Origin of the sequence: Paraburkholderia sp. LEh10, assembly GCF_017814945.1 — a bacterium.
In the GTDB taxonomy this organism is placed as follows: Bacteria; Pseudomonadota; Gammaproteobacteria; order Burkholderiales; family Burkholderiaceae; genus Paraburkholderia.
In genome coordinates, this window is the sequence record NZ_JAGIPX010000015.1 from 11,485 (window position 1) to 28,268 (window position 16,784).

Consider the following 16,784-nt stretch of genomic DNA (forward strand, 5'->3'; position numbering starts at 1 on the left):
CGGGCCATTTCCTTTTTCCGCAGTTCATCATCGCGTATACAACGACGTCGCCCCTGTCCCGCCCCTCTGAAACGGACGACGCCGAAACCGCGCAGCAATCAAACTCAATGCCGCGGACCATCCAATCAAGGCGCGGACGTCGACAACTCGAATCGAAGCTCACCAACCGTGATAGCCGTGCCCTTCGGCGCATTGGGTCCATCCACTCTGACAAGGGAAACCACGGCCCCCGCAGTATTCCCTCCGATGCGCTGCAGCACTTCCGTCGCGGGGAAAGTCACGACGCCGCCCGAGTGGTGCATGGCCGCAGAGATTTCAAACGGCCCCAACGTGCCGAGGAAGTGCGACTGGCTCACTGAGTCGACGTCTCCCTGAGCAGGAAGATTCAGATACACGTTGTAGTAGTAACCGCCCTGCTGACCCGCGCCTGTCACTGCCACGTTATCGAGCACAACATTGACGGAGCGATATGTCGTCGTCGTGGCCGCGCTGCTTGCCGTGCTATTCGCCTGCAGATCCGGAGCAACGGGTGTCGACTTCAGCGTGTCTTGCAGAGCAGTCTCCCCTGACGAAGCGAACTGAAGCTGCGCACTGACGGACTTCTCCGTCAGCGTCAAGCGCGCCACGCCGCCGAGTGAGCGCCGGTCGGATGCAATCGTACGCTCAGGGGTAGTGGCAAAACTTCCCGTTGGAGGACGACCGTGAATCGCCCTCACCTGCGCCTGGACGCGGATGATCCGGCCTTCTTGCGCGACTGGCGGCAATGCAGTCGGAACGCTGGTGTTTGCATATTGATAGTTCAAAAGCGAAGGCCTGTACGTTTTCGATCGCGACATCGTGAGACCCTTCGCATAGGTGAAGTTACCGTTCCAATACGAGTTGCTCGGCAGAGGCAACGTCGTCCACGGCTGCTGCGCCCATGCGTCCCACAACCGGTCTACATTGCAGTGATGCAAATAGAAGATCGGATCCGTTGGAGACTGCATATCCGCCATCCAGCCGCCGATGATGTTGTGTATCGGATTGTGCGGCGCCGACTCGTACGCAGCTTCGAATGAATTGCTCGTTCCCCGCTGGAAGTTCACGACGTTCCGTGCGAACGGCGCGAGTGAGAGCGCACTGGATATATTCGAGTTCACACGACCGGTGACATAAAGCGGATTGCCTGACGCCGCATCAAGGAACTCGCCTGGAATGTTCGGATTGGCATATTGGTCCCAGTACGGCAGCGTCAACGTGTTGTCGCCCGAAATTGTCCGCAACTGCTGTTCGAAATAGTAGAGATACCCTCTATGCCATGCGAGAAAATACGCCACCATATGCGGGCAATAATTGACATGAACATTAACCCAATATGTCCACGAGGTCGGCTTGGTCGCATCCGTTTGGGCCTTCATCAGTCTTATTGCCGTTTTGAACGACTCGAACTGTGGCGTCGTTTTGAATACTTGCCATTCCTGCCTGGTATAAACGGTCGGCGTAGTCGCGCCAATAACTGGAAGCGAAATCAAAGCAGCCGCAGACGCAGAGCCTTTTAAAAATGCACGGCGACTTACGCGAGAGTCAGACATTTTCCCCGTCCTCCTTTATTACGAAGTTTCTACACCGAGCCAGCAACCGCACGCACACACACACACACGCGCACGCGCGCGCGTGCGCATGACATGCGCTATCGCTTTGACCCGGGAGTTCTATACACGATATACGGCAATGACCTGGAACGTTTTGTTATCTGGCGCGCAAATGTGGGACACCGCACACTAACAGTGTTCTTAGGAAATCATGCTGTACTCAAGCGCGCCGTCACACCCTATCATTTCCCTACCGAGACGTCCGGGCCATCGGGCGCGACGACCGATTCTGTATCGAATGAAGAAGCGGTCGTAAAAAGACCAATAATTCTTCGAATCTGCCTTTTTTCCGGCCCGTTTCGTGCTCGACATTATCGCCTGAATGCGGCGATGGACTTTAGTCTCAATCCCGGAGATACCATGCGCATAATGGGGACGCAGGTTCAGATAGTTGCGGATGCGAGAGCCTTCGAGAAGTTGAAAGATGACTGGACAGCGTTGTGGTCCAGGGCGGACGGACAGTATCACGAGTCCCATGCCTTTTCTTGGCTAAGCTGGCAGCATCTGGCGAAACCGCAGGGCGGCGCGTTGCGCTGCATCCTCGGTTATTCCAAATCGAAACTGGTCATGGTGTGGCCACTTGTTCTGTACCGTCGAGGCCTTTGGACCATCCTCAAATCGCTCGGACCCGACTCCGCCGACTACTCGTCAATACTGATCGATCCACAAGAAGACGCTGTGGGATTGACACAACTAGCGATACGCGCAGCAATGAAGGACTGTAATGCAGCCATCATTCGCCTTCCGTACGTCCACACCGACTCGAAGCTTTTCCGATTCTTGTCCGATGCAAAATCGTGTACGCATGCCGAGCCTCGACGAGCTAGCGTCGCGCGCTTGCGAGACATCGACGACTGGGGATCGTATTGCGCGTCACTCGGTACCTTGTCGGGCAAAAAACCCGGTGCACTGGAACGTCGCCTCTCGAACAAAGGAGCCTTGGAAGCTCGCGTCATCGCCCCCACTGACAGACAAACGATTGCCGAGCTGGTCGACTGGACGCTGGAGCATAAGCGCAAGTGGGCACAGCATGCGGCCAAGCAGGGAGCGTGGCTTTATTCGGATGGTTACCGCGACTTTCTTATTTCCATCTTGACTGACCAGCCGGCGCAGCCTGCGGCGCTACTGTACTTGATCCTGTTTGATGGAAAAACACTCGCGACGACAATTGTCGGCAAGGGGCAATCATCGGTTAAAGGATTGATCACAGGGTTCGATGAGGCGTTCTCAAAGTTCAGCCCAGGACATCTGGTAGTGGAGCATATGGTGAAATGGGCATACGACCACAACTTCAATTTCGATTTCGGCGTGGGTACGGAGCCATTCAAGGCGTATTGGAGTCGCGACAATGCGACAAAGTATGCAAGCATGGAAATTCCCGTGAACACCTGGGGCCGCCTCGCCCTTAGCGGAAAGAGATTGCTGCATGCGAACACCCGCAACTCCCAGTTCTCGTGGCTTAGGGGCGGCAAAGCGATGTCCACGCGCAACGGCAACGCGACATGAGTAACGAAGCCGCGCATCGTTGATGCCAACGACGATCACCTGGTAAGCTGATTATGCAATTGATCGGGAAGACTCCAATAGACAGAGGCCTCGCCTTCATTCGGCGGATTGATCCCACAAAATGCCCGCGCTGCGGCAATGCAGTTGCGCGCGACTATCGCTATTGCTCCGTTTGCGGCGCCTTCCTTCCAGGCGCCGATCCAGCGTCCGTTCAAACGCGTTCTCCACGCGGCACGGAAATACGCATTGCGAAAGCGCCCGGGACGGCATTACGCGAGGTCGAACGGGACGAACATCGCCTGGCGCCAAATCACAACCGGCCCGCCCCCCTTCGCTCCAGACGCCTCTCCAACACGACGTTCACGATAAGAACGACACTGGCTATCTGCATCGCGGTAAGCGCGGTGACAGGAGCCTTCACCTACCTCTTATGCACGACCCGGATCGCCAATCGTCTGGCGTTTGAAGTACCGCCCGCCCCCGTGGCGCACGAATCCATCGATAACGCGCCAATGGCGTCTGACGGCTACCTGACAGCGAAGACGCTACACGAAATCGACGCATCGATCGCAACCTCTGGACGCAACGGTGACGCTACCCTTACGACAAGCACCGTCGTTCAGACAAGCGATACCACGGATGGCCGCGACGATACGGCGCGCAATGGCATGTCTAACGAGAACCTGCGAGCACACAGAAGCGCCTCAGCAGTGTCGGAGGCGGGCAATATTGCGTCGCAAGCCACCTACTCGACAAATGTTGATTCCGGGGAGCAGCTAGTCGAGCCGCACCCGTCCATTTTCTCCGACACGACTAATCCCGATGCACTGGAACGGGCAATTCTTGAACACGGTTGGAATAACTGAGTCTTTCCCAGTAATGGCAACGCAAGGATCTGGGGACAAAACCATTACGTGCATCTGACGATTGAGTAAGGTGTCGTTTTCCTAACAACCATACTCAAATTGTGCGGCCGGGCTGCCGCATGGGCATCGCCCATGCATCGACGTATCCGGAAGGTGAGCGCCAGCCCATCTTCCGGAAAGCAATGGCCATGTTTTAGACGGTCGCGCGCCGCCGCTCCTTGAGCGCGTTCCGATACACCTGCTGGTAACTCTTCCAGCTTCTCTCGATCGAGAAAAGCTGCTCTACGCGATGTCTTGCGGCCTTGCCCAACTGCCCTCGTTCAGTTGAAGGAATCGCGAGCACCGCTGCAAGTGCCTGTCCCAATTCCTGCGGGCGTTCCGGCGGCACGAGACGTCCTGTTTCACCAATCAGATATGCCGTGTCCCCGACATTGGTCGCGACGCAGGGCACCTGACACGCCATCGCCTCGGCGATCACCGTCGGCAGAGCTTCACTTTTCGAAGACAGACAAAAGACATCCAGCCCCGCAAGCAACGCTTGTGGTTCACTTTGCGGACCAAGCAGATGACATCTGTCCAGGACACCGGAGGTCTTCAGAAGCGAAACGAGTTCTTCATTACTGGCCTCCAACCCACGACCGACCATGATGAAGTGACATTCGGGCATCGTCTTGTGAAGCACGCGAAGCGCTTCGCTAAATGTCCCGTAGTCTTTGACTGGGTGATAGCGGCCGACCGTCCCGACAAGTGCCGTTGATTCAGGAAGTCCCAGCCGGCGGCGCAATGCGCTCGCAGCGTGCTCGTCGGTTCGAAACTGCGCAAGATCGATCCCGTTGGGAATAACGATCATCTTGCTGCCACAGTATCCACCTTCCGAATGCGAAGATCTCGCCGCTTCAGCACAGCACACGATGACGTCGGGTACTTTCGACGACAAGAACGCACACGCCTTCGCGATCCAGCGAGTACTCCTGCTACTACCCTTCAGTCGCAAGTCGGTGTGATGAATGCCCCATGAAAGCACCGGTCGAGGCAGACTGCTTCCGCGCACGCGCCGCAACAACTGGGCTGCATAGACGCACATTCCCGCCAGCAGATCGGCGTGATACATCCACGTTTGCACGACATCGGGCTGGAGTTCGTCCAGCCACTTGACCAGTTGCAAGATGCTTCTCGCTCGCGTCCGATCACGCTCCATTCCCAGCACGCGGACTTCAATGCCTTCTTGCGCGAGGACGTCGGCAAGCGGCGCTTGAGACGACAAGGAAATCACCGCATGCTGCACGCCTTCATGCCGGCCGGCCCGGATCAGGCGGACCAGCGAGGTCTCCGCGCCGCCGACCGCGAGATCCGTGATGACATGGACGATCTTCACTGTGCCGTGCCCTCCGTCGCCGCGACGGATACCCACTCGGACTCGAGCAGTTCCCGGTACACACCGAGCGTGCGCGTAATGACGATCCGTTCGTCGAACTCCGCCAGTACTTTCTGCCGCGCGGCCATACCGAGCTTCCGGGCTAGCGAACGGTCCTCGTCGAGAAGACGGATTGCGTTCGCGAGTGCGCGGCTGTCGCGCACGGGCACCACGAGGCCGTCTTGCCCGTTCACACTAACCACCTCGCGACACCCCGGCGCATCGGTGATGACGAGCGGCAGTCCGCACGCGGCCGCCTCGATCATCGACTTCGGCAAGCCCTCACGGTAACTGGGTAACACCGCGACGTCGCATCCCGCGTAGAGCCCGGGCATATCCTGCACGTGGCCACGCCATTCGACAAGTCCTTCACTAATCCAGCCTTGCAGCGAAGCCTCGTCGATGGATGCCGGATTTCCAGAGTCCGGTGCGCCAGCCAGAATGAAACGAACGCTGCGACCTTCCTTCTTCAGAATCCGGCTTGCCTCGATGTACTCTGCAATCCCTTTGTCCCACAGCAGTCTGCCCGCCAGTACTACGCGCAATGGTTCGTCGTTTTGCGACGCACACTCGTCGTCTTTAGGCTTGAACCGCTCGATATTGACGCCGGAACCTTTGATAAGCCGAATAGCGTTTTCGTCCACGATATTCGCGTCGCGGAAAATCGTGTAATCGTCCGGGTTTTGAAGTATCACCGCGCTGGACTGTCCGCGCAACGCGAACCGCATCACGCTGCGAACGATCGGCCTCAACACACGTGCTTTCATGTCGAGGCTCGAGAACACATAGCCCATTCCCGCAATGGCATTCACACGTGCCCTCACTCCCGCAAGACGTGCGGAAAGCGAGCCGTAGACTGCACATTTGATGGTGAAGCCGTGCACGAGATCGGGCTGCTCGTTGCGTAGCAGCCGCGCAAGCCATATGACGAGGGAGAGTTCACGCAAAGGGTTCAGGCTGCGCCGATTCATCGGCACGGGTATCCATTTGTATCCGAGCGAAATCAACTCCGCGCCATAGTTTCCCGGTGGTGAAAGAAGAATGACCTCGTTACCCGCGTCCCGCAACGCATGAGCCAGAGAAAGGCGGAAATTGTAGAGATACCAGTCTGTGTTCGCAAACAATACGATCTTGCTCATGACTACTCCTTGCGTGTGCACGGGCTCCAGCCAGGTCCCATTCTGCTTTTCCGACAGGGATATCTATTTCGTTTTCTCTTTGCGTCAAACATACTCGCGCACGGCATCGCTTTTGCCACCAGGCACGCCGGACGGCGCGACGCCGATCGACAGCAGTATTTCGTTCCAGTGATCGAGTACCCGCTCGATCGAGTATCGTTCCTTGATCGAACGTGCTGCGCTTTGCCCGAGGCGTTCACGCAGGCCGTCATCGGCGAGCAGCCGACTGAGTCCCTCCCTGAACGATTGAACATCGTTGGGCGGAATCAGCATCCCGTCGCGGCCGTCGCGGGTGATCTCGCGAGGTCCTGACGGACAGTCGAACGCAATCGAAGCAACGCCGAGCGCCATCGCCTCCATCAGCGCCATCGGCAGTCCCTCGAACTTCGACGGCAAGGCGAATGCGTCGGAGGAGATCATTTCCGTCCATGGTGATGCCGTCTTGCCAGGCATGAAGATCCGGTCGCTCATGTTCAATGACGAGACGAGCGCTTCAAGACGTGCCCGTTCCGGACCATCACCCCAGATCCAAAGATCCCACTCCTTGAAGGACCCAGCGAGCGCAGCAAACGCCTCGATCAGCACGTTGAACTGCTTCTGTTCGTGCAAACGCCCCACCGCCACGAGGCGCTTACGAGCGTTGTCTGTCGCCGTGTTCGCCACGCCTTCCATCTGGGCGGCCAAAGCATCAGGTTTCCTGACCGCGAATATTTCATCAGGAAGCAGATTGGGAAGCACGAAGAGCTGACGAACGCCGGGCACCATGCGCCGAAACGGCGTCACGGCACTCTCTGTCAACACGGTCGCGGCATCGGCAAACGGATAGATCAGCCGGGTGGCAAGGCGCCAGAACGCGGACCGTCCATCCACTGCGGGGTTATTGTGTTCGCAGACGACAACGGGCACTCGCAGGCCTGCACATGCGACGATGGCCGCGACATTCACGTTGGTCAGGAACGATATGACTACGTCCGGCCGCCTCTGACCGATCAGACGGCGCAGCGCTCCAAATCGCGCAAGATAGCCTCCTCGTCCGCCCGTCTCGCTTTTGACGTGGTCGGCAAGAAACACAAGCCGCACTTCATCCGCGAGCGTATAAAAACAGGAACCGCGCCCGCTGAAAGTCGCAACCAGATCGACGGAGTGTCCGCGCTTCGCCCACGCGTTGACGAGTGTCGATGCAACGCGTTCGGCGCCCCCGCTACCCATCGAGCTGACAAGCAACATAATCTTCATGAAGCCCTCTTCGCGGACAAAGACCACGTATATGCGTACCGCACGTAGATAATCAGAGTCGTCGCGTGCATGAGTGCTGTTCCGACCAGAATGCCCGCTATGCCTAGCCAGTGAGTGAACAGCACATTGCCGAGTACTTTGGCGGCGACCCCCGATAACGCTATGGCCGACATCTGTCTGTAGCGACCAGCGCTTGCAGAAAGCGTCAGAAGAACGAGACTGGAAAAATAGAACGGAACCTGTATCTGTCCCCAGCGGAAAAGATGTGCGACGGCTTCCGTATCACTGGCCGTAAATGCACCTCGCTGAAATGCGAGTGCGATCAAGGTCGGCGCGAGTAAAGCGGCGAAAAGCGCCACAACGGTGCCCGATATGAACATCAGGATCGTCCATCTGACAGCCGTCCGGCGTGCGTGGCCAGGGTCTCCCGAGTGAACGATGTCTGAAAAGACAGGCAGTGTCGCCTGGCCGATGGCGAGCGCACCCATGCTCAGCAAAAGCGACAGCACCCTGTTCGCATAGCCGAGCGTCGCGACGGCACCGTCACCGAAGCCCACAGCCATGAACTGATCGAATATCGGCGTGCAACACATCATCAGTTGACCGACTGCCAGCACACGAGCCGAAACAAGGACACGACGCCATTCGGGCGCCTTGGTCGTCAGCCTGAGCCTGACTGGAATCGGGTCCAGTCGCCATAACATCAGGCGCACCAGCACAGTCTGCAAGATGTACCCGCCTATCGTCCCCCAGACGAGTGCATACGTTCCAACGCGCTCATGCGAAGACAACACGAAAGTCAGTACGAAAACGGCGGGAAGCCCCTCGAGCAGCGTATTGATGTGACGTTCTCTCGACTGCAGCCGCGCGGCATACATGCCCGACGCCAGCATGAGAATGCCAAGCGGCGCCATGAAGGTGACCATATAGCGACAAAAACCGATCGTCTCGGGCGAAAGATTTCCGGCGAACAAATGGGTCGCAAATGGCCAGCACAGGTAAAGGAGAATCGCGAATCCAACACCGACCGCGATTACCCATGCCTCGAGTTCTCCGAGAAAGCGTGCCTGTGCCTCCTCCGGTTGTTGGCGCAGTTCAACGAATACCGGGATCAAAACAATGCCAAAGACCGTGAGGACAGCCACGGGCAACCAGCTGACGAGCGCAAGCGTCAGCTGGTACGCATCGACAATCCCTCCCGTGCCGAACCGGTAGGCGACTGCCATTTCCTTGAACGCGCCGGCGCATCTTCCCAGTAGCACAAAGACCGAAATTCTGGCCGCGCCGCGCGCAATGCGTAGATGATCGGGATGAACTTTTGGTAGACGACTTCGCCATTCAGCGAGTTGCGAGATCATCCCTCATCTCCCGCTGGCCGGGGCCTCTAGCGCGACGTCGTTTCTCCCGGCTGCCAGCGTCTTTCCCTTTGCAAAGAGGTCCAGATACCACGGCATCGCGATCGCGAGCCCTTGCAATAGCGTCACGGGCTGATGATATCCAAGAAGCTTCTCGGCCTTTTTAACGCTGGCGAGCGAGTGGCGGATATCGCCAGCGCGCATCGGTCCATGCACCGGGCCCGTCTCGCGCAACGTGACGCCGAGATTGCCCAGCGAAGCGCGAAGATACGTGTAGAGCTGATTCAGCGTCGTGCGCTCGCCGACGGCGACGTTGTACACCTGGTCGCGGCAAGCGGCGTCGGAAAACGCGGCGAGCAGATTCGCCTGCACGGCGTTATCCACATAGCAGAAGTCGCGACTCGATTCCCCGTCTCCGTTGATCACGACCTCGTCACCGTTGATGAGGGCGGATGTCCAGCGCGGAATAACGGCCGCATAGGGTCCGTTCGGATCTTGCCGACGGCCGAACACATTGAAGTAGCGCAGTCCGATCGCGCGAAAACCATAGTTGCGCGCGAACGCCGAAGCATAAAGCTCGTTCACGTACTTGGTGACCGCGTAAGGCGACAGCGGGCGTCCAATACGATCCTCGGTCTTCGGCAAGCCCTGGTGATCGCCATAGGTCGAACTCGACGCTGCATAGGTGAAACTCGACAGATTCGCGTCCCGCGCAGCGACCAGCATATTGAGGAAACCGCCGATGTTGACTTCGTTCGTCGCAATCGGGTCCTGCACGGATCGAGGCACCGATCCAAGCGCTGCCTGGTGCAGAACATGCTCGACCGACTGCACCGCGTAACGGCAATCGTCGAGACGGCGAATATCGCCTTCGATGAAAGTAAAGTGCTGCCACGCAGCCGGGCCGACGAGTGAGCGTACCTCGTCGAGATTCTCCCGGCGTCCCGTTGAAAAGTTGTCCAGCCCGACTACACGCTGTCCAAGCAAAAGCAGTGTTTCCAGAAGGTTCGAACCGATAAATCCCGCCACCCCCGTAATCAGCCATGTCCGGGGGCGCAGCGCCATTTCACATCGTATGCGTTCGTAACTGGTTGGCATGAATAAATCTCCGGCTCGAAATAGACTACCGCGCGACATACCGCGCGACGTCGACGGGAGTGCCTACAGGCGCAAATCGCTTGCTTCCTGTGGCAGAACATATTTCAGGTCGTACAGAACGTTTCTCGATTTGCCGAACGTCCTGAGCTTTTCTGCGCCCCATTCGATGAATTGCCGATGCGCAACGGCAACCAGCATTGCGTCATATACGCCTGTCGGCGGTTCATCGATCAGTTCCAGTCCATATTCATGCCGTGCCTCTTCTTTCGACACCCACGGGTCGTAAACATCGACGTTGACGCCATAGGACTTCAGGCCCGTCACGATATCGATAACGCGCGAGTTGCGAAGATCGGGGCAGTTCTCCTTGAACGAAAGACCCATCACGAGCGTGCGCGCACCCGGGATGTGAATGTCATGCTGCGTCAACGCCCTGATCAGTTGCGCGACGACGTACTCGCCCATGCTGTCGTTGAGTCGCCGGCCCGCAAGGATGATCTCAGGGTGGTAACCGATCGACTGCGCCATATGCGTCAGATAGTACGGGTCCACGCCGATGCAGTGACCGCCTACGAGACCCGGGCGGAATGGCAAGAAATTCCATTTGGTGCCCGCAGCCTGGAGAACCGACTCCGTGTCGATGCCGAGACGGTTGAAGATGATCGCCAGTTCGTTGACCAGCGCAATGTTGAGATCGCGCTGCGTGTTCTCGATGACCTTGGCCGCTTCCGCAACACGGATGCTGCTGGCCTTGTGTGTGCCCGCCGTGATGATTTCCCGATACAGCGAATCGACCAGGTCCGCGACTTCCGGCGTCGAGCCCGACGTGACTTTCTTGATGTCTGTCACGCGATGCGCCTTGTCGCCCGGATTGATCCGCTCCGGGCTGTAGCCGAGATAGAAGTCGACGTTGTATTTGAGCCCTGAAATGGCTTCCAGCCGGGGCACACAGACATCTTCCGTCGCGCCCGGATACACGGTGGATTCATAGATGACGATATCGCCTGGCTTCAATACCGACGCGATCGTCTCTGTCGCGCTCACCAGAGGCGAGAAGTCGGGACGCTTGAACCTGTCGATCGGTGTCGGCACCGTCGCGATGAAGACATTGCACTCACGAAGATCATTCGCGTCACACGTGCAGGTCAGACCCTTAGCCTCGGCCAGCTCTTCATTGCTGACTTCGAGTGTCTTGTCGTGTCCCTCCTTGAGCGCGGAGATGCGCGAACGGTTGATGTCGAACCCCGTTACGTTGCGCTTCTTCCCAAACTCAACCGCCAGTGGCAGCCCAACGTAGCCCAGTCCGACAACGGCAAGGCGCAGTTCTTCAAGGCTGTTCATGACCATCTCCTGTTAGACGTTGTATGCGTTATCGGCGAAAGCACGGTTGCACGCACGGCCCGCGCAGCCTCGCCGTAACCTATTTCGAATCCGACTGGTAGTCGTAGGTGAGATAGGAGCGACTTCCGTAGCGTCGAGCCATCGCGTAATCCATCGTGTGCATATTGGTGCTATTCAGGAGTACGCCATTGACCCGGGCCCCCGTCTGCGCCAGCCGTTTCATGCTTTCCTGAAGTTCGCCGACCCTGGTATCCGCGAACTTCGCGACGAGGAAAAGCAATCCCGCCACGGGCGCCATGATTCCCGCATCGGAGACGACCAGCACGGGCGGCGCATCCAGCACCACTACGTCATAACTGGCCGAAGCTTTCGCGATGATCTGCCGGAACGTCTGCGACATGACCAGCTCAGAAGGATCAGGCGGATATTTGCCCGTTTGCAGCAGATCCAGTTTCGGCGTCACACTCCTGGAGATGGCCGCCTCCAGTTCGATGTTCCCCGTTATCACGTCTGCGAGACCTGGTCCCGGAGGGACGCCGACGTAACGGTGCAGCCGGCCCTTACGCAGGTCGCCGTCGATCAGCAAAACCCGCTTGCCACCCGACGCGAGCAAAGCCGCGAGGTTCGCCGAAACGAATGACTTGCCGACGCCCGGCAGCGGCCCGGTCATCATCACCACGTTGCTGCGCGCGCTGATCATCGCGAATTGCAGTGCTGACCGTACGATGCGCAGCGCTTCTACCGACGGATCTCTCGGAAAGACGGATGCAAGCAACAGGTTCTCGCGACTATTGGTCTTCAGTTTGCTGTTCAGATGATCCTGCTCGATGCTTCGCGGGATGGTGCCGAAGACGCCGAGCCCAGTACGGGCTTCGATTTCCCTCGAATCGGTCACGCCGCGGAATACGTAGTCTCGGCCGACAGCAAGTCCAATACCGATGAAACCGCCCAGAAATACCGCAGCCATCATGACGAGCCACTTGACGGGCTTGACGGGCCGATCGGGGATGTCCGCCCAGTCAATCAGTTGCGCGGAGCCCGCCTTGCCGGCCTGAATCACCTTCAGTTGTTCGATGTTGTTGCGCAAAGTCGTGTACAGATTCGTATTGACTCTGACATCACGCTCGAGCCGCATCGCGCCTTGCTGCTCGCTCGGCATCGATTTGATCTTGCGGTTGAGGTCGTCAATGAATTTCTGCGTCGAAGCAATTTGCGCATTGATCGCAACGACAACGGGATACGTCGGCGAATAGGTAGCGAGGAGTGCGTCCCGCTTGTGCTGCAACTCCAGCACCTGCGTCGTCGCCTCTGCGCTATGCTGGAGAAGAAGACGCCCTTCTTCATTCATGTCCAGCAAGCCATGCACGTTGCGGTAGTTGTTGTACGCGTCTTCCGCCTCGCGCACTTGCCTTTCCATCGTGGGCAACTGGCTTTGCAGATAGTCGAGCGAATTCTTGGCAATAACCGCTTTGCGCGCCGCGTTCCATTGCTCGTACTGGCGGCCGATCTCGTTGATCGTGTCGGTCTCGCGCCGCGCGTCGTTGCCCTCCAGCGAAACTTTCAGCACGCTGGACTTGGACCCTTGCTCCTTGATCTTCAGATTCTTTTGCAGCCGATCCACCGTCTGCTGACGAGAGTTCCTGACCACGTCGAAGCGTGCGCCAGCATTTCCGCTCAGCCTCGTGACGACGAGCGTGATGGGACCGCGCGTGGTGTCGTACCGGAGAACCTTTCCGACCTCGCCCTTGACGCCAGTGTCAGGAAGGCTGGTGCCCGTCAGCAGATAGTCGCGTCCGCCGAGCGAAGTCACGCTGTAGTCTTCGCCAAGCAACATGTCTGGGACTTCGAAATCACCCAATGCGATCGATTCCGTGCCCCAAACGTAGCCGCCCATCCCGAAGAGCCCAGGCGTCGACAACTGGTCGTTGCGTCGCGCGAACCATTGTCCGACAGGGCCGAGATAATGGGGTTTCGCCTCGATATAAAGCCGCAGCGCATCGACGGCACGCGAGACGATCAGCCGGGACCCAATTACCTGGATCTCGCTCTCGGCGGTCGATCGTTCATCGAAACCGGGTGAAATGTTGTTTATCAGTTCGTTCCCGTCCTGCCGAGGCGGCTGCCCCGTCGAATCCTCGACTTTGATGAGCACGCTCGACTCATAGATCGACGGCGCGAACATGAGGTAGATGAAGCCCAGCAGGGTGACTGAGACGACAGAGATTAAAACCATCGTGCGATACTCGATAATTGCATCGAGTATTGCAGCAACCCCAGTGCGATCTTCTACTGCCGGTCCATTTTCTAATGTGCGTTCGGCTTGCATTTTTCAATCCTGTCTAATGCGAATTGGTGCGATGGGAACGTCGAATTACCGCGACATGCAATCGATCAACTAATAATCTTCAGGCCTTCCATGATGATCTTCGGCCCTCTTGCCGCGTCATAGTTTTCGCTTCTCATTCGCGGCACACGAGAACTGACCCACGTGGATGAATTCACCCTGATCGTGCCAGTCACTACGTTTCCTTCCAGCTCGAGCCCTGATATGTTCAGCGGCGCTACCGCCGACAGCTCGTCGCGATGTCCTGTAATTTCGATGCTCACCGTCTTCGGACGAACGCCCGGCAACGCCTGCAAATACATCAGGATTCCCGTACGGCAGCGCCGTGTAACGGGATCGACGATGCGAATGTTGTCGAGCAGATCCAGATTGCTGTTCGGCTCGATGTCCAGGCCCGCCGACGGCATCGTTCCGCCAATCTTTTGCCAGACCGGCCGCTCGAACAGAATGTTCGAACCGCTGATGAGCGAGACACCCTGCCTGCGGCAATCTGAGGCCAGATGGTCGCGCACGGTAATGTGACTCGAGACCTGACCCTTTCGCTCATAACTATTCGCGATATAGATTCCATCTCCCCAGCACCCGATGGTGGTGGGCGAGATGAGGGTCACATTCGAGCTTCCCGCGATCGAAATTCCCATGCCGTAGCCATCACGATCTGGATCGTTCCGCGCACCGTTCAGCTCTTTGCTGCCATTCAGAACCGCACCCTCGACCACGACATCCCGTACGTCCCAGATACGCAACATCTGATACGCGGCCTGGTTGTGGGGCAGCAGTGTGAGTGATGCGCCGGGTTCGAATCGCAAATGACTTCCATTGCGCAATTGAAGACCGCTCGCATCTATCCGGCTGGCCCCTGTCAAAAGCAGAGTTTTTCCAACGCTCTGGTCGATTGCTCTCTGCAGATTCGCTCGGTCGTTCGACTGCCCGTCGCCTTTCACATTAAACGTCTTGTCGATGACAACAGCTGTCGGTGCTTGCTCCGCGGCTCCCGCAAGTCGTGGTGATGCGATGCGATGAACGAAAGCAACGCATGCTGCCGCCATCAGGCCTCGCCGCACGCTGCAAACCGATGAATCACGATCGCCCGCTGCGTCAGCGGACGCCGACGGCAGTTCCGATGCGGTCGTGATCGAGCAGCATGGCTGTTGCGAGTTATCGGAGCGCACGTCTTTAGTTTCCTTAAGCAAAACCGAAATTGCGCAATAGGAAAGAAATCGAATCCAAATAACAACCATCAGTGACAAGTGTCACAGGCTGACACGTACTGTACCCGATAGTGAAAACATAAAATTCTCCCCGCGCTGCAGTTTCACCAAGCTTGTGTTGGGTGTCCCACATAGGGCCCGGTGAATCCACCCTGATTGCGTATAATTAACTTGCGCAAATAGATTTCTTGAATTTTTTGCAAGTTAGATTAATTCGACTGCGGTATTGTCCACGTTTCTCCGCACTTTCCTTCTTGTAGACAAAGGTTTCTTGCCTATCATGGAGCCTCACAGGGTCCCGTGCTTCCGCAGTAGGGGCATGAAACGACTGGCTCCAGGACAAGCGACAAAGATCGTTCCGCTGCACCTGTTTCGATGCTGACTCGGACACCCTGAAGTTCAAACCAAGCAGGTCTCCAGGCGAATGTCATGATCAATCTAACGCTGAGCTTTTTGACTTCTTTCCTGATCACGTTGTTGATTGTTCGATATACGCCGCTACTGGGTCGCTTTTCTCTCGACTGGGATCTCAAGGGTGTACAAAAAAATCATTCCCATCCCATACCTCGTATAGGTGGGCTGGCGATCATTCTTGCCGCTGGTATCACCTGCACGTTTGGCGCGAAGTTCGGGACCAATCCACGTGAAGAGACCATGCTTCTGCTTGCGGCGAGTCTGGCGCCATTTGCCAGCGGGCTGCTCGAGGACATGACCAAACGCATTTCGCCACGCGTGAGACTCCTCAGCGCCATCGCAGGCGCGCTCATTGGCAGTTGGTTGCTGAACGCGGTCATCATCAGGGTCGACCTGCCGCTCATCGATAAAGCACTACTATTCGCGCCTTTCGCGTTGGTTTTTACATTCGTCTATGTGGCCGGCGTCGCAAACGCGATGAATATCATCGACGGAATGAACGGCTTGTCGTCGGGCATTTCAATTCTGATCTTCGCGTCGATCGCATACGTCGCACACGACACGGGAGACTGGTTCGTGACGAGCGTCGCCTTTACGATGATCGGTGCGATCCTTGGTTTCGTCGTATGGAATTACCCTGTTGCATCCATATTCATCGGTGACGGTGGCGCCTATTTCGTCGGCTTCGTCATCGCTGAACTGCTCGTCTTGCTTGTCGCGAGGCACCCCGATGTGTGCGCATGGTATGCGGGCAGCGTTGCTATCTATCCCATCTTCGAAACGGTGTTCTCCATCTATCGACGCCGTTTCCTGAAGGGCCGTGCGATGAGCCAACCCGACGACTTGCACCTGCATACGCTCATCTACAAGCGCGTCACGAGGCATAGCTGGATTACGGGCGGCTCCCGGGAGCGCGGCAATGCGCGCACCTCTATTTATCTATGGGCGCTGTCGTTGATCGGGATCGTTCCGGCCACGTTCTTTTATAAAAACCCGGCAGTACTCTTTCTATCGATGATCGGATTCGTCGCAGCATATCTCCTCTTGTATCGCAGCCTGGTTCTCTTCAGGGCGCCGCGCTGGATATTCGCCAATCAGCGGCATTCGATCGAATCGTCCACGGCCGGGGAAACGAACCAGCACTGAGCCGAATCACCGCTCGAAAGAAAAGCGGCCGTTTTCACGGCCGT

General features: G+C 57.4%; 12 protein-coding genes. 3 read left to right on the top strand and 9 right to left on the bottom strand.

Annotated elements, in window-relative coordinates:
• Positions 1-125: 125 nt before the first annotated feature.
• Entirely contained in the window at positions 126-1,571 is a 1,446-nt protein-coding gene (locus tag J8I87_RS14815; protein ID WP_209932204.1) for a tyrosinase family protein, read from the bottom strand.
• A gap of 93 nt (positions 1,572-1,664) precedes the next feature.
• On the opposite strand from J8I87_RS14815, the gene J8I87_RS14820 reads away from it, so the two are divergent.
• Positions 1,665-3,137 (top strand): GNAT family N-acetyltransferase, encoded by a 1,473-nt coding sequence (locus J8I87_RS14820; RefSeq protein WP_209932205.1) that lies wholly within the window; start codon positions 1,665-1,667, stop codon positions 3,135-3,137.
• A gap of 53 nt (positions 3,138-3,190) precedes the next feature.
• Entirely contained in the window at positions 3,191-4,003 is an 813-nt protein-coding gene (locus J8I87_RS14825) for a zinc ribbon domain-containing protein (RefSeq protein ID WP_209932206.1), read from the top strand.
• A 193-nt stretch (positions 4,004-4,196) separates the two neighbouring features.
• On the opposite strand, the gene J8I87_RS45990 is transcribed toward J8I87_RS14825, so the two are convergent.
• The 8 genes from J8I87_RS45990 to J8I87_RS14865 form a co-directional block, all read right to left on the bottom strand.
• On the bottom strand, positions 4,197-5,378 hold the full coding sequence (locus J8I87_RS45990) for a glycosyltransferase (protein ID WP_209932207.1): 1,182 nt from the start codon (positions 5,376-5,378) through the stop codon (positions 4,197-4,199).
• Positions 5,375-6,556, bottom strand: a complete 1,182-nt coding sequence (locus J8I87_RS14835) for a glycosyltransferase family 4 protein (protein ID WP_209932208.1) — start codon at positions 6,554-6,556, stop codon at positions 5,375-5,377. The genes J8I87_RS45990 and J8I87_RS14835 overlap by 4 nt, the downstream gene beginning before the upstream one ends.
• An 84-nt stretch (positions 6,557-6,640) precedes the next feature.
• Complete coding sequence (locus J8I87_RS14840; RefSeq protein WP_209932209.1) at positions 6,641-7,831, bottom strand: glycosyltransferase family 4 protein; 1,191 nt, start codon at positions 7,829-7,831, stop codon at positions 6,641-6,643.
• Positions 7,828-9,189 carry a murein biosynthesis integral membrane protein MurJ gene (gene murJ, locus J8I87_RS14845; RefSeq protein ID WP_209932210.1) on the bottom strand — a complete coding sequence of 454 codons (1,362 nt, stop codon included), beginning with the start codon at positions 9,187-9,189 and terminating at the stop codon, positions 7,828-7,830. Before murJ ends, J8I87_RS14840 begins: the two co-directional genes overlap by 4 nt.
• A gap of 3 nt (positions 9,190-9,192) precedes the next feature.
• Entirely contained in the window at positions 9,193-10,284 is a 1,092-nt protein-coding gene (locus J8I87_RS14850; protein ID WP_209932211.1) for an SDR family oxidoreductase, read from the bottom strand.
• Positions 10,285-10,347: 63 nt separating this feature from the next.
• Positions 10,348-11,625 carry a Vi polysaccharide biosynthesis UDP-N-acetylglucosamine C-6 dehydrogenase TviB gene (tviB, locus tag J8I87_RS14855; RefSeq protein ID WP_209932212.1) on the bottom strand — a complete coding sequence of 426 codons (1,278 nt, stop codon included), beginning with the start codon at positions 11,623-11,625 and terminating at the stop codon, positions 10,348-10,350.
• Between the two features lie 79 nt (positions 11,626-11,704).
• Positions 11,705-13,951 (bottom strand): polysaccharide biosynthesis tyrosine autokinase, encoded by a 2,247-nt coding sequence (locus J8I87_RS14860; protein ID WP_280923074.1) that lies wholly within the window; start codon positions 13,949-13,951, stop codon positions 11,705-11,707.
• 65 nt (positions 13,952-14,016) lie between these two features.
• Complete coding sequence (locus tag J8I87_RS14865) at positions 14,017-15,210, bottom strand: right-handed parallel beta-helix repeat-containing protein (RefSeq protein WP_245253953.1); 1,194 nt, start codon at positions 15,208-15,210, stop codon at positions 14,017-14,019.
• A 399-nt stretch (positions 15,211-15,609) separates the two neighbouring features.
• Between J8I87_RS14865 and J8I87_RS14870 the strand changes: the two genes are divergently transcribed.
• Positions 15,610-16,740 carry an MraY family glycosyltransferase gene (locus J8I87_RS14870; protein ID WP_209932215.1) on the top strand — a complete coding sequence of 377 codons (1,131 nt, stop codon included), beginning with the start codon at positions 15,610-15,612 and terminating at the stop codon, positions 16,738-16,740.
• Positions 16,741-16,784 lie beyond the last annotated feature (44 nt).

Excerpts from the sequence above, each read along its gene's own strand:
- J8I87_RS14825 (WP_209932206.1), top strand. The coding sequence starts at position 3,191 with ATGCAATTGATCGGGAAGACTCCAATAGACAGAGGCCTCGCCTTCATT.
- J8I87_RS14865 (WP_245253953.1), bottom strand. The coding sequence starts at position 15,210 with ATGGTTGTTATTTGGATTCGATTTCTTTCCTATTGCGCAATTTCGGTT.
- J8I87_RS14850 (WP_209932211.1), bottom strand. The coding sequence starts at position 10,284 with ATGCCAACCAGTTACGAACGCATACGATGTGAAATGGCGCTGCGCCCC.
- J8I87_RS14835 (WP_209932208.1), bottom strand. The coding sequence starts at position 6,556 with ATGAGCAAGATCGTATTGTTTGCGAACACAGACTGGTATCTCTACAAT.
- J8I87_RS14820 (WP_209932205.1), top strand. The coding sequence starts at position 1,665 with ATGCGCTATCGCTTTGACCCGGGAGTTCTATACACGATATACGGCAAT.
- J8I87_RS14860 (WP_280923074.1), bottom strand. The coding sequence starts at position 13,951 with ATGCAAGCCGAACGCACATTAGAAAATGGACCGGCAGTAGAAGATCGC.
- tviB (WP_209932212.1), bottom strand. The coding sequence starts at position 11,625 with ATGAACAGCCTTGAAGAACTGCGCCTTGCCGTTGTCGGACTGGGCTAC.
- J8I87_RS14840 (WP_209932209.1), bottom strand. The coding sequence starts at position 7,831 with ATGAAGATTATGTTGCTTGTCAGCTCGATGGGTAGCGGGGGCGCCGAA.
- J8I87_RS14815 (WP_209932204.1), bottom strand. The coding sequence starts at position 1,571 with ATGTCTGACTCTCGCGTAAGTCGCCGTGCATTTTTAAAAGGCTCTGCG.
- murJ (WP_209932210.1), bottom strand. The coding sequence starts at position 9,189 with ATGATCTCGCAACTCGCTGAATGGCGAAGTCGTCTACCAAAAGTTCAT.
- J8I87_RS14870 (WP_209932215.1), top strand. The coding sequence starts at position 15,610 with ATGATCAATCTAACGCTGAGCTTTTTGACTTCTTTCCTGATCACGTTG.